We start from the raw sequence: 14187 nt of genomic DNA, 5'->3' as shown, positions 1-14187 counted from the left end.
TTCAATTTTATGTAAAGTTATGTAAAATATAGATTGAGAGTATTCATATATTAGATTACTAGACTTGGAGTGGTTATATGGAGGCATTGAAAAATGAAATTCACCCTGACATGATCAAGGTGTGGAAAGTTCGGGCATTAATTGAAGAAGGGATAGGTATTCTCGTCATCTTAGTATACCTTTTCCTCATGATAAAGTTTGATTGGTGGGCGTGGATTTTGTATGTGATGGTTGGGTTAACAGTTGCGCTAGCACCATTTTCGTACTTCGTATTCCCGAAACTACGTCAGCGTTATTATAGCTATCAATTAAATGAAGAAGAGCTTGAAATTCAGCACGGTCTTTTCGTCGTAAAGCGTGTATTAGTACCGATGATTCGTGTACAGCACGTTACAATTGAACAAGGACCAATTATGAGAAAACATGGATTAGCAGAATTACATATTGCAACGGCAGCAACTTCTCATAGCATTCCCGGCTTAACAATGTATGAAGCAGAAATGCTGAAAACGAGAATCGCAGAATTAGCGAAAGTGAGTGATGAGGATGTATAAGAGGCAGCATCCAATCACGATGTTATTAGAATTAAAATTAACAGATTTTATACCACTAATTATTTTCATGTTTAGTTTAAACGGAAAGTTCCCATTTTGGTATTTAATTCCCGCTGGATTCGGTTTACTCACCGTTTTTTCAGCGTTTGAAAAATGGTATTACACAACATACTGGGTTGAATATAACGTATTACATGTGAAACAAGGGCTCTTTGTGAAGAAGGAGAGCTACTTAAATAAAGAACGTGTCCAAACGATTAATACGAGTTCAGGCATGCTGTATCAAGTGTTAGGACTAAAGAAAATTAAAATCGAAACAGCTGGCGGAGGCGATGATGCAGAAGTTAGCTTAGCTGGTATTACAGTAGAAGAGGCGACTGAGCTTATTGCAATGCTAAATGAGCCAACTCCAGAAGTGAAAGCAGAAGAAACATCAGAAGAAGTAGTAGAAACAGAAATTATTACAGAGGAAGAACAAGCGACAGAGTACAAGTTAACGTGGAAAGAAATTTTATTAGCGTCTATTACATCTGGTCAATTTGGATTATTATTCTCTTTAATATTTGTCGTTTATAACCAAGTGGATGAGTACATTCCGAAATGGATAAAAAATAGCGTAGAGTCGTATGTAATGGATCATGATATATATGGCTGGATTTACATGGTAGCCATTTTGCTCGTCGTTTCTTGGATTATATCCACAATTGGATATGCGTTAAAACATGGTAATTTCACAGTAAATCGAAAAAATGATGAAGTTCGTATTTCGCAAGGGTTACTTGAAAGGAAAGAACTTGTACTAAAATTGCACCGTATTCAAGGGATTACGATAAAAGAAAGTATTTTACGTCAACCATTCGGTTATTGTGCTGTGCAAGTGGAAGTCATTCAAAGTAAGGGACTGGGAGAAGAGAATGACAAAGTTACACTGCATCCGATTATTCGAAAGAGTCGTGTGCAACAGTTACTCGCACATTTACAGTTACCATATGAACTGAATACAAACATTACATCATTACCAAAAGCCGCGCTGCGTCGTTACTTAATTGATAGTTTCATTTTCTTCGCAATGCTAGCAATCCCGCTTACTGGGATAAGCATATACTTTGAAAAGTATTACATTATGTGGGCTTTACTACCACTCGCTATCCTTATCTTTACACTTGGATACGCAACATTTAAAACAAACGGTTATGGTGTAACCGGAGAGCAAATTACAATGGTACATCGTAGTATTGGGAAACATACAGGACTTGTAAGAAGAAGACACGTCCAATCAATTGAAAAGACACAATCATATTTCCAGCGCCGAGCGGATTTATGTACGTATACGTTTTCTAGTGCATCATCGAATTATAAACTAGAGCATACGAGAGTAGAAGATGCGGAGAGAATGCAGGATTGGTATAAGAAGAGAATAAGTGAGAATTAATTTGAAATGGCTTGCCTAGTATGAAGGGCAGGCTTTTTTGTTATAGAAAAATGAGTAGTTTGCAATTGGACTAGGTTTTCTTTAGTGTAATTTATATATGGGTGCAAATACAGCGCACATTTATCAATACGTATCAGAAAAAAGGTTGTACCCTTCTATTTCAGGGAAATTCGTGAAATTTTTGTTATAAATGGTATACTAATATAGAAATAATATTAGGAGGTTATATATGATAAGTCAGTTGAAAAGAGAAGCACTTGATGCATTAAAAGGAAAATGGGGATTAGCGGTAGGTGCAACTCTATTACTTGGAATCCTTATTGGAGCTGTTGAACTTCTAATCACGGGTGTTTTCTCAATGTTTTGGGGTTGGGAAGAAGCAAGTGATTCGCTTACAGTAAGTATTATTGCAATGCTTGTTATCGGTCCGTTAACAATAGGCGCCTATTATCTTGTTTTAAATGCAATCCGTGGGACTAGTGTTCGCATTGGTCATATATTTAGATGGTTTAGCGATGGAAGTAAGCTTCTGAAGTCGTTTTCAACATATTTATTAATGTATGTATACTTGATTCTATGGACATTACTTCTTATTATTCCGGGTATAATTAAATCATTTTCTTATTCTATGACGTATTTTATTTTGAATGATCATCCAGAATACACAGCGAATCAAGCAATTACCGAAAGTCGCCGTATGATGAATGGACATAAAATGGATTACTTTTTACTATGCTTAAGTTTCCTTGGCTGGTTCCTTTTAAGTATTATTACGTTAGGAATCGGTTTCTTATGGTTAGCACCTTATTTCTACGCGACATCGGCAGCATTTTATGAAGAGATTTCAAAAGAATATTATAAAAAAGAAGGTACTACCTTCTAATAAACCACCTAAACCACTTATCCCCCTAAAGAATATAGGGAACAGATGGTTTAGGTGTTTTGATATGTGTTCTGCTTTCGGGGGTCACTTCAGGATAAGGTATAGGCTTTTATATAGAAATTCTTCCCTCTATGTTTTATCATAGAGGGTTATTTTTTTATCCCGCATTAACGGGCAGTTGATCTCCCACCTAAATCCTTTGCTCCAGCCGAATTTTGAGATGGGAGTTTTACTGCCCGCAAATAGCGGGATAAAACATTAGAAGAAGAACCACCAGGTACATATGAAATTTGTAACATATGTTATTGGGAAGATGATCCTGTTCAGTTTAACGATCCTGACTATGAAGGCGGAGCAAATGAAGTTTCGCTAAGGCAAGCGTAGAAAAATTTCATTGCATTTGGTGCTTGCGAGGAATGTTGTGTGAGATTAGTTAGAAAACCGACTAGTGAAGATGTGAAGGATGCTAGTTGGAAGCAAATTTGTTAAGTGGTTTATAAGTAGAAAATATTATTACTTATAGAAAGACAAGTAATAACATTTTTTATTTAGTGTTTAAAGAATTGGCACCGTCTTATAAAATAAAACAATAAAGCTGATAGGGTGGTAGGAAGATCAGCTTCGAAAAATGCTTGAAAACTAAAGGATAGGAAATCAACTAGTTAAAATTGCATTTCACATTTATGGATATATTAGGAATTGATATAAATGTATAGATGTATAGTCTACAGAGTGTATTTAATGTTATCATATTGGATGATATGGAAATTTTTAATAGAAGAAGCAACTAACAATTCAAAGGTAATGAAGCCTATATTGAATAAAAAAATACCTAGTAGTACTCAACAATATTAAAAATAAAATACGTATTTAGATAGAATTAGTAGAAATGAGGGTTTAAAAAGGAATGAACACGAGCATAACACGGCAAAAAATTTTAGCCGCCGCTTCTCAAATTGTTCAATTTAAAGGAGTAGCTAAGTTAACTTTAGAAGCAGTAGCAAAAGAGGCAGGTGTAAGTAAAGGTGGATTATTGTATCACTTTTCAAATAAAGAAGCTTTAATAGAAGGCATGATACTTAAAGGGACAGAGGAGTATCATGGTGCTATTCATAATAAGGTAACGGAAGACACAGAGAAGAAAGGAAGGTGGGTTCGTTCTTTTGTAGAGGAAAGATTAAGTAATGAGAAAAGAACAGAAGAGTTGTGTAGTAGTATGATGGCAGCATTAATGCTAAAACCTGAATTACTTGAGCCATTACAACAAGCATTTCAGCAATTGCAAACTAAAATAGAAAATGATGAAATGGATTCTGTTTGTGCCACAATTATTAGATTAGCAGCTGATGGATTATGGTATTCGGAATATTTAGGGATCGGAAGACTAAGTCCTGAATTAAGAGAAAAAGTGATTCAAGCCCTTATTAACGCTTCCTATAAATAGAATATATAAACTATAGAATGAAAAATAATTCCCCATTGGTTTATTTAATCCGGTGGGGAATTATTTTTTTATTAGAATAATAGAACAATTGTATAGGGTGTTGAATTATAACCGTCCAGACGGTATAGTAATATTTGGTTCAAAAGGAAAATGAAACAAAAAAATAATAGAAAATATTTTTAGCACACTATTCGAAAGGATAGGCCGCAAAGCTTAGAGTCTACGGTAATATATATTGGTTACTAAGATCGTCTGGTTGCACATTTTGATGCAACCAGACGATCTTTTTTATTATATAAATATAATAATCAAGGAGGAAAATATGCAAACGAAGAGTACTAAAAGATACGTTTCAATGATTTCATTAGTTTTTCTAGTATTATTTTCGGTGCTGAATGTATGGGCTCCAGTGATTCAAGCTGCTGTGATGCAAAATCCAGTAGATGAGATTAACATTTCCCGTACTGATGGCACGACATCTGAACCATATCAGGCTTCAGATGGTATGAAAGTAGAAGTGAAGTGGTCTGCTAAAGAACAGATAAAGAGTGGAGATCAATTCACAATTGATATGCCAAAAGAATTTCGAAAAGATCTTATGAATCTGAGTTTTCCTTTAAAAGATGCCGAAGGCAAAACAGTTGGTGCATGTGAGATGAAAAAGGGTCTATTGACGTGTACTATGGGTGATTATGTAGAAGGAAAGAATAACGTTAAAGGTTCTTTATTCGTAGAATTCTACTTTGGTCTAGAAGCATATGATGGTGTCAAAGAAATTCCATTAGAATTTAACGTTGATGGTCAAATCGTAAATAAAGAAGTAAGTGTAAGTAATACGACGGAGAGACCGAAGCCACAGCCAAATACAGATAATCTATTGAAATGGGGTTCTTATAATCAGGAAGATCCTTCAATTGCAGAATGGCTTGTATATGTAAATGCAACTGGAACAGAAATGCAAGATCTTAAATTAACAGATACATTAGGACCTGGGCATGAGTTAATTACAGACAGCGTAGTATTAGAAGAGGCTGTATTTGAAGATGGTTATGCACCAACAAATGTTAAGCCAGCAGATTTATCTAAAATTAAAATCAATGCAACGAAGACTGGATTTACAATTGAATTTCCAGACAGTTCAAAAGGTTATATTTTAAGATATAAAACAAAGATTACCAATCCCGCTGCAAAGCCTCATAAAAATACAGTGAAATTAGAAGGCAAAAATATTAAAACTGAAGAAAAAGTAGGAGAAGTATTCGTAAGTGGTGGGGGAGGAACCGGTTCAGGCGAAGATAATCCACCTAGTATTGAAAAGAATATAGTTGATGAGAATGGTAAGCTTGTAGAGAATCAGCAGTTAGCACAAATGGATCAACCTATTCAATATCAAGTTGGTACACGTATACCAAACGATCCTCCTAAATACACATCTATGGTAATTAGTGATGATTTAGAAGATGTATTAGAAGTATTAGAGGCAAAAGTGTATGATCAAAATGGCCAAGATATTACTTCTAAAGGAACACTAAAGATAGATAAACAAAAAAGTGAAGTAACATTTACGTTCGGTGAGAGTTTTGACTATAAGTCATATGAAGACCAGATAATTAACTTGAATATTAAGGCGAAAATTAAAGCTGGTGCAGACTTATCTTCTTACGTAGATAAGAAGATTCCTAATAAAGCAGAATTACATTTTGATGATAAAAAATTAACATCGAAAGAAGTAACTGTTACACCGCCTGAACCTCCAAAAGACGGTATAGTATCTATTCATAAAATAGATGCTGAGGATCCGAATAAAGGGTTAAAAGGTGCCGAATTTGAAGTTCGAAATAGTGCAAATGAAGTTGTTGCAAAACTGAAAACGGACGAAAACGGTTTTTCAGTACCTCAAACTTTAGCTCCTGGGACGTATAAAGTTTATGAAACAGTAGCACCAGAAGGATATCAAAAATTAACAATTCCGGTAGAGGTTACACTTCAAGTTGGAGAAACAAAAACAATTGAAATTAAAAATACTATGCAAAAGGGTCAAATTGAATTAAAGAAAATTGATTCGGAAAATGGTGAAAAACCATTAGCAAATGCAGAGTTTGATATAGTAAAAGATGGTGTAGTAGTTGAACATATTGTTACAGATAAAGATGGTAAGGCAATCTCTAAACCGTTAGTACCAGGAAAATATATTTTAAAAGAAACGAAAGCGCCTGAAGGATACCAATTAAAAGAAACAGAGTTCGAAGTAAATGTAACAGGGGACGGCATATTCCCAATAAAAGTAGAAAATGCAATGGTAGACAAGGGTAATGTAGAAATTATAAAAGTGGACAAAGAAAACGGTGCAGTATTAGCGGGTGTCGAATTTGAAGTCCAAAATGAGAAAAGTGAAGTAGTAAGAAAAGTAACAACAGATAAAGATGGAAAAGCAAACGTTTCAGATCTATCAGTAGGAAAGTACAAATTAGTAGAGACGAAAAGTTTACCAGGTTACAAAAAACTAACAGAGCCAGTATCATTTGAAATTAAAAAAGGTATGACAAAAGTTTTAACATTGAAAGTAGAAAATGAGCAGTTAGACAAAGGCTCAGTAGAAATTACAAAAGTAGATAAAGACAGCCAAAAAGCATTAGAAGGCGTAGTCTTCGAAGTGCAAGATGAAAAAGGTAAAGTGGTGAAAAAAGTAACGACAGATAAAGATGGAAAAGCGAATGTCTCAGATCTATCCGTAGGAAAATACAAATTAGTAGAGACGGAAAGCTTACCAGGTTACAAAAAACTAACAGAGCCAGTATCATTTGAAATTAAAAAAGGTATGACAGAAGTCTTATCAATAAAAGTAGAGAATGAACAGTTAGACAAAGGTTCAGTAGAAATTACAAAGGTAGATAAAGACAGCCAAAAAGCATTAGAAGGTGTAGTTTTCGAAGTGCAAGATGAGGCTGGAACAGTAGTAAAGGAATTAACAACAGATAAAAATGGAAAAGCAAAAGTTGCAGACCTATCAGTAGGAAAGTACAAACTAGTAGAAGTAGAAAGTTTACCAGGCTATAAGAAACTAACAGAGCCAATATCGTTTGAAATTAAAAAAGGTATGACAGAAGTTCTATCATTAAAAATAGAAAATGAAATGGTAGATACGGGGAATGTAGAGATAACGAAGATAGATAAAGATAATAAGGCACCGTTAGCGGGAGTAACGTTTGTTGTCCAAGATGAAAAGGGCAATGAAGTTAAAAAAGTAACGACAGATAAAGATGGAAAAGCAAATGTTTCAGATTTACCTGTAGGAAAGTATGAATTAGTAGAGGTAGAAAGTTTACCAGGTTATAAAAAACTAGAAAAACCAGTATCATTTGAAATTAAAAAAGGTATGACGAAGTCTTTAACATTCACTGTAGAAAACGAAATGGTAGATACAGGTAATGTAGAGATCACAAAGATAGACAAAGATAGTAAAGCACCATTACAAGGTGTTGTGTTTGAAGTACGTGATTCAAAAGGGAAAGTAGTTACTAAAGTAACAACGGATAAAGATGGAAAAGCAAACGTTTCAGATTTATCTATTGGGAAATATGAGTTGGTAGAAGTAGAAACACCAGCAGGATACAAACCGCTAGAAAAACCAATTTCATTCGAAATTGAAAAAGGTAGAGTAACAGCATTACAATTAACTGTCGAAAATGAATTAGTGGATTCAGGAAATGTAGAAATTACAAAAGTAGACAAAGAAAATAAAGATGCTTTAGCTGATGCCGTATTTGAGATTCAAGATAAAGCAGGACAAGTAGTTGCTAAAATAACGACAGATAAAAAAGGGCATGCACAAGTTACTAATTTATCAGTTGGAACATACAAGTTGGTAGAAGTAAAAGCACCAAAAGGATATAAGCAATTAGTAGATCCGATTACTTTCCAAATTGAAAAAGGCATGACAAAATCGCTTACTTTAACAGTAGAAAACGAAATGTTAGACAAAGGCTCAGTAGAAATTACAAAAGTAGATAAAGAGAACCAAAAAGCATTAGAAGGCGTAGTCTTCGAAGTACAAGACGAGCAAGGCAAAGTAGTAACAGAAGTAACGACGGATAAAGATGGAAAAGCAAAAATTGCTGATTTATCTGTAGGCAAGTACAATTTAGTAGAAAAAGCAGGCTTACCAGGCTACAAAAAACTAACAGAATCAGTATCGTTCGAAATCAAAAAAGGTATGACGAAAGTTTTATCATTGAAAGTAGAGAACGAACTGTTAGATAAAGGTTCAGTAGAGATTACAAAAGTGGACAAAGAAAGTGGCGCAGTATTAGCGGGCGTAACCTTCGAAGTGCAAGATGAAAAAGATAAAGTAGTAACAAAAGTAACAACAGATAAAGAAGGAAAAGCAACAATTTCAGATTTATCAGTAGGGAAATATAAGCTAGTAGAGGTAGAAAGCTTACCAGGATATAAAAAACTAGCGAAACCAGTATCGTTCGAAATTAAAAAAGGTATGACAGAAGTTTTATCAATAAAAGTAGAAAACGAACAGTTAGATAAAGGTTCAGTAGAAATTACAAAAGTAGATAAAGAAAGCCAAAAAGTATTAGAAGGCGTAGTCTTCGAAGTGCAAGATGAAAAAGGCAAAGTAGTAACAGAAGTAACGACAGATAAAGATGGAAAAGCAAAAGTCTCAGACTTATCTGTAGGCAAGTACAATTTAGTAGAAAAAGCAGGCTTACCAGGCTACAAAAAACTAACAGAATCAGTATCGTTCGAAATCAAAAAAGGTATGACGAAAGTTTTATCATTGAAAGTAGAGAACGAACAGTTAGATAAAGGTTCAGTAGAGATTACAAAAGTGGACAAAGAAAGTGGCGCAGTATTAGCGGGCGTAACCTTCGAAGTGCAAGATGAGCAAGGCAAAGTAGTAACAGAAGTAACGACGGATAAAGATGGAAAAGCAAAAATTGCTGATTTATCTGTAGGCAAGTACAAATTAGTAGAGAAAGAAAGCTTACCAGGTTATAAGAAACTAACAGAACCAGTATCGTTCGAAATTAAAAAAGGTATGACGAAAGTTTTATCATTGAAAGTAGAGAACGAACTAGTAGAAAAAGGTTCAGTAGAAATTACAAAAGTGGACAAAGAAAGTGGCGCAGCATTAGCGGGCGTAACCTTCGAAGTACAAGATGAAAAAGATAAAGTAGTAACGAAAGTAACGACAGATAAAGATGGAAAAGCAACAATTTCAGATTTATCAGTAGGTAAGTATAAATTAGTAGAGAAAGAAAGCTTACCAGGTTACAAGAAGTTAACAGAACCAGTGTCATTCGAAATTAAAAAAGGTATGACGGAAGTCCTATCATTGAAAGTAGAGAATGAACAGTTAGATAAAGGATCTGTAGAAATTACAAAAGTAGATAAAGACAGTCAAAAAGTATTAGAAGGCGTAGTCTTCGAAGTACAAGATGAGCAAGGAAAAGTAGTAACAGAAGTAAAAACAGATAAAGAAGGAAAAGCAAAAGTTTCTGACCTATCTGTAGGTAAGTACAAATTAGTAGAAAAAGCAGGCTTACCAGGCTATAAGAAACTAACAGAGCCATTATCGTTTGAAATTACAAAGGGCATGACCGAGGTACTATCATTAAAAATAGAAAATGAAATGATAGATACGGGAAATGTAGAGATAACGAAGATAGATAAAGATAATAAGGCACCGTTAGCAGGTGTAGTCTTCGAAGTGCAAGATGAAACTGGAAAAGTAGTAACAAAAGTAACGACAGATAAAGAAGGAAAAGCAAACGTTTCAGACTTATCTGTAGGAAAGTACAAACTAGTAGAAGTAGAGAGCTTACCAGGCTATAAAAAATTAGAAAAGCCGGTACCGTTTGAAATTAAAAAAGGTATGACGAAATCTCTAGTGTTCACTGTAGAAAATAAAATGGTGGATACGGGGAATGTAGAAATTACAAAAATAGATAAAGATAGTAAAGCGCCATTAGAAGGTGTTGTATTTGAAGTACGTGATTCAAAAGGCAAAGTAGTAGCGAAAGTAACAACTGATAAAGCTGGAAAGGCAAATGTTTCAGATTTATCTATTGGGAAGTATGAGTTGGTAGAAGTAGAAACACCAGCAGGATACAAACCACTTGAAAAACCAATTTCATTCGAAATTGAAAAGGGTAGAATAACAGCATTAAAGTTAACTGTCGAAAATGAATTAGTGGATACAGGAAATGTAGAAATTACAAAAGTAGACAAAGAAAATAAAGACGCTTTAGCTGATGCCGTATTTGAGATTCAAGATGAAGTAGGAAACGTAGTTTCAAAAGTAGCGACAGATAAAGAAGGAAAAGTAAAAGTTACTAATTTATCAGTTGGCACATACAAGTTAGTAGAAGTAAAAGCACCAAAAGGATATAAACAATTAGTAGATCCGATTACTTTCCAAATTGAAAAAGGCATGACAAAATCTCTTGCTTTAACAGTAGAAAACGAAATGTTAGACAAAGGATCAGTGGAAATCACAAAAGTAGATAAAGATAGCCAAAAAGCATTAGAAGGCGTGGTCTTCGAAGTGCAAGATGAGCAAGGAAAAGTAGTAACAGAAGTAACAACAGATAAAGATGGAAAAGCAACAATTTCAGATTTATCTGTAGGAAAGTACAAATTAGTAGAGAAAGAAAGCTTACCAGGTTACAAAAAACTAACAGAACCAGTATCATTCGAAATTAAAAAAGGTATGACGAAAGTCTTATCATTGAAAGTAGAGAATGAACAGTTAGACAAAGGTTCAGTGGAAATTACAAAAATGGCTGCTGAAAGCAAGAATATATTATCAGGAGCTGTGTTTGAAGTTCATGATGAAAAAGGTAAAGTAGTCGCGAGAGTAACAACAGATAAAGAAGGAAAAGCAAAAGTCTCAGATCTATCTGTAGGTAACTACACACTTGTAGAAGTAGAAGCACCAAAAGGATATGAAAAATTAACTAATCCAATTCCATTTGAAATTACAAAAGGAATGATAAGTTCAGTTCAATTAGAAGTATTAAACAAATTGATTTCTTTAGCACCACCAGGTCCAGAGAAGCCTGGAACAACAGATCCAGAAAAACCTGGAACAACGAATCCAGAGAAGCCTGGAACAACAGATCCAGAAAAACCTGGAACAACGAATCCAGAGAAGCCTGGAACAACAGATCCAGAGAAACCTGAAAAAGAATTACCGAAGACAGGGCAGAAAATGCCTGTGGAACCATATATGGGAGCACTTCTTGTAATGATGAGTTTTGGCTTACTTGCATTAGGTAGAAAAAAACAGAGATAATGAAAGTGAAAAGGTATCCTCAAAGTATTTGAGGATACCTTTTTTATATTATTTGGCATAATAAAAAAAAGCATCTAGCAAAAGTACTAGATGCAAATAAAAACACAAGGGAAGATAAAATTCTTCCCGTTTCCCGTAAGTAATTATATCAAAAAAATTATAAAAAACTAGCTTTATTTTTAATATAATGAATGTGTGAAGCTATGAAAGTAAAAGATTACACTATTTTCATAGTGTTTTATTAAGAAAAGGAGTTATGTCCATGATTAATTTCAAACCAGAAAATTTAAACCGACTATTAAAAGTGATGCTGATTAGTGCGAATAAGTCTTATGATGCGATTAAAGAGTATGAATTTACAGGCGAAGCGGTAGTATTCCGTATAGATTTTGAGTATATAGATGTTGCTCTTATGGTTACGGATATGTTAGGAAGATCAGCTTCCAAATTTAATATTTTGCCATTTGCTCGTCCTAATACGAATGAACTAGATTACATTCAGTTTCAAGTGTATTCCATTAATGAAGGGAATTTTAAAGAAATGCTCGATACGATGTGATAACTATAATTTTACAAAACTGTATATAAAGCCTTATTTTCTGCTAATATATAATTAATAAATTCATATAATTGGAGTGATGAGATGCAGCCGTTAGAAAGGGAGATTCATTCTAATATGCTAAAAGTGTGGAGGATTCATACTTTAATTGGGGCCGCAGTTATACTAGCAGTCGTAATTGCGTATTTCTTTTTTATGATTAACTTTAACTGGTGGAGCTGGTTGTTTGGATTGTTAGTGACAGGAGCGGTTATATACATACCACTCGACTATTTTGTATTTCCAAATTTACGTCAACGTTATTATAGTTACAGATTAAATGAAGAAGAGATTGAGATTCAAAAGGGAATGTTCGTTGTAAAACGCGTACTTATTCCGATGATTCGCGTGCAGCACGTAACGATTGAGCAAGGGCCGATTATGAGAAAGTATAATTTAGCAGAATTACATATTTCAACAGCGGCAACTTCGCATAGTATTCCAGGCTTAACGAAAGAAGAAGCAGAGCAGTTGAAAAGACAAATTGGAGAGCTTGCGAAAGTGAGTGATGAGGATGTATAAGAGGCAGCATCCAATCACGATTTTATTAGGTATTAGAATTGCGACTTTGTTGCCTTTTATTTTTCTTGTTCTATTTCGTTCAGATGGTGAAGTAGAGCCTTGGTATTTCTTACATCTTGTTCTTTTGGCTATATTATTTATTATGGCTATTTTTTCAGCTGTAAAATGGTATTTCAAAGTGTACTGGATTGAGAGTAATATTTTACATATAAAACACGGTGTTTTTGTGAAGAAGGAAAGTTATTTAAATAAAGACCGTGTGCAAAATATTAGTACATCTTCTAATATCATTTATCAAATGCTTGGACTTACAAAATTAAATATAGAAGTAGCGGGCGGCGGTAGTGAGCCAGAAGTGATGTTAGCTGGTATTAGAGAAGATAAAGCGCAGGAACTGATTGCTTTATTACATAAAGAGAGCAGCGTTTTGAGTGAAGAGGCGCCCGCAGAAGAAGAGAGTAAGACGGTTTATCAGTTAACAGCGAAAGAAATTTTATTCGCATCTATTACATCTGGCCGATTTGGTTTAGTGTTTTCTATGTTAGTAATCCTTTACACAGAGTTTAATGAATTTCTTCCAAAATGGCTCATAAGTAAAGTGGAAGCGTATGTGATGGATAACGGTGTATATGAATTAATCGTTATGGCCGCGATTTTAATGGCGGTTTCGTGGGTCGTTTCGACAGCTGGTTATGCGTTAAAATATGCTAATTTTAAAATAGAGCGAAAAGGAAATGAAGTTCGCATTGTACAAGGATTATTTGATAAGAAAGAGTTTGTTTTAAAACTACACCGCATTCAAGCGATTACTGTGAAAGAAGGAATTCTCCGCCAGCCTTTCGGTTATTGTTCTGTCGAAGTGGAAGTCATTCAAAGTATAGAATCTGCCGGGAATGAAGTGATGTTACATCCTTTTATGAAGAAGAAAGATGTACAGCAGTTACTTGCCTATTTACAGTTGCCGTATGAAATAGAAGAAGAAATCGTTCATTTCCCGAAGGTTGCATTGCGCCGTTATGTCGTAATGGGCTGGATTACAAGTGCTGTGCTCGCTGTGCCGATCGCCGGTGCGAGTATATATTTTAAACAACATACTGCGTTGTTCGTTCTTATACCGCTATTTATTGTATTTACGTTACTTGCATATGCTAAGTATAAAAGTGGTGGATATATGATACGAGAAAATCAGTTAGTAATGGTGTACCGAGGCCTTGCGAAATATACAGGAATCATGCGAAGAAGGCATGTTCAAGTAGTAGGATACAATCAGTCGCATTTTCAAAAGAAAGACGAGCTATGTACAGCTGCGGTATCGGTAGCGGGGCATAGGTATAAAGTGAAGCATATGCGAAAAGAAGACGCGCTTCACGTATATAATTGGTACAAAGAAAAAGGAAACACCGTGTAATGGTGTTTCCTTTATTTGTGTCATGATTTGTCGATAA

8 protein-coding genes, 1 pseudogene and 1 riboswitch are annotated in these 14187 nt (G+C 34.6%); all 9 genes and pseudogenes read left to right on the top strand.

What is annotated here, in order from left to right; genetic code table 11:
* Positions 1–77 precede the first annotated feature (77 nt).
* Positions 78–554 (top strand): PH domain-containing protein, encoded by a 477-nt coding sequence (locus MKX77_RS18850; RefSeq protein ID WP_341307475.1) that lies wholly within the window; start codon positions 78–80, stop codon positions 552–554.
* Positions 547–1986 (top strand): PH domain-containing protein, encoded by a 1440-nt coding sequence (locus MKX77_RS18845; RefSeq protein WP_341307474.1) that lies wholly within the window; start codon positions 547–549, stop codon positions 1984–1986. The genes MKX77_RS18850 and MKX77_RS18845 overlap by 8 nt, the downstream gene beginning before the upstream one ends.
* Before the next feature lie 229 nt (positions 1987–2215).
* Positions 2216–2869 carry a DUF975 family protein gene (locus MKX77_RS18840; RefSeq protein ID WP_341307473.1) on the top strand — a complete coding sequence of 218 codons (654 nt, stop codon included), beginning with the start codon at positions 2216–2218 and terminating at the stop codon, positions 2867–2869.
* Between the two features lie 252 nt (positions 2870–3121).
* Positions 3122–3358, top strand: a pseudogene (locus tag MKX77_RS18835) (CPCC family cysteine-rich protein); the annotation flags it as partial.
* Positions 3359–3776: 418 nt separating this feature from the next.
* A complete protein-coding gene (locus MKX77_RS18830; protein ID WP_002030232.1) occupies positions 3777–4313 on the top strand; it encodes a TetR/AcrR family transcriptional regulator in 537 nt (178 codons plus the stop codon).
* 171 nt (positions 4314–4484) lie between these two features.
* Positions 4485–4577, top strand: a riboswitch (cyclic di-GMP riboswitch).
* A 58-nt stretch (positions 4578–4635) separates the two neighbouring features.
* Positions 4636–11622, top strand: a complete 6987-nt coding sequence (locus MKX77_RS18825) for a SpaA isopeptide-forming pilin-related protein (RefSeq protein ID WP_341307472.1) — start codon at positions 4636–4638, stop codon at positions 11620–11622.
* Positions 11623–11884: 262 nt separating this feature from the next.
* Entirely contained in the window at positions 11885–12181 is a 297-nt protein-coding gene (locus MKX77_RS18820; protein WP_341307471.1) for a protoporphyrinogen oxidase, read from the top strand.
* Between the two features lie 84 nt (positions 12182–12265).
* The gene (locus MKX77_RS18815) at positions 12266–12742 is read left to right on the top strand and encodes a PH domain-containing protein (protein WP_341307470.1); all 477 of its coding nucleotides are present in this window, start codon (positions 12266–12268) and stop codon (positions 12740–12742) included.
* Positions 12735–14150 (top strand): PH domain-containing protein, encoded by a 1416-nt coding sequence (locus tag MKX77_RS18810; RefSeq protein ID WP_341307469.1) that lies wholly within the window; start codon positions 12735–12737, stop codon positions 14148–14150. Before MKX77_RS18815 ends, MKX77_RS18810 begins: the two co-directional genes overlap by 8 nt.
* Positions 14151–14187: the final 37 nt, after the last annotated feature.

The organism is Bacillus sp. FSL R9-9410 (assembly GCF_038050385.1).
In the GTDB taxonomy this organism is placed as follows: Bacteria; Bacillota; Bacilli; order Bacillales; family Bacillaceae_G; genus Bacillus_A; species Bacillus_A cereus_U.
Note: the sequence above shows the minus strand (reverse complement) of the source record. Positions and strands in the feature narration are given on the sequence as shown.

Coding starts and splice junctions, on each gene's coding strand:
- MKX77_RS18850 (WP_341307475.1), top strand. CDS start 78: ATGGAGGCATTGAAAAATGAAATTCACCCTGACATGATCAAGGTGTGG.
- MKX77_RS18845 (WP_341307474.1), top strand. CDS start 547: ATGTATAAGAGGCAGCATCCAATCACGATGTTATTAGAATTAAAATTA.
- MKX77_RS18840 (WP_341307473.1), top strand. CDS start 2,216: ATGATAAGTCAGTTGAAAAGAGAAGCACTTGATGCATTAAAAGGAAAA.
- MKX77_RS18830 (WP_002030232.1), top strand. CDS start 3,777: ATGAACACGAGCATAACACGGCAAAAAATTTTAGCCGCCGCTTCTCAA.
- MKX77_RS18825 (WP_341307472.1), top strand. CDS start 4,636: ATGCAAACGAAGAGTACTAAAAGATACGTTTCAATGATTTCATTAGTT.
- MKX77_RS18820 (WP_341307471.1), top strand. CDS start 11,885: ATGATTAATTTCAAACCAGAAAATTTAAACCGACTATTAAAAGTGATG.
- MKX77_RS18815 (WP_341307470.1), top strand. CDS start 12,266: ATGCAGCCGTTAGAAAGGGAGATTCATTCTAATATGCTAAAAGTGTGG.
- MKX77_RS18810 (WP_341307469.1), top strand. CDS start 12,735: ATGTATAAGAGGCAGCATCCAATCACGATTTTATTAGGTATTAGAATT.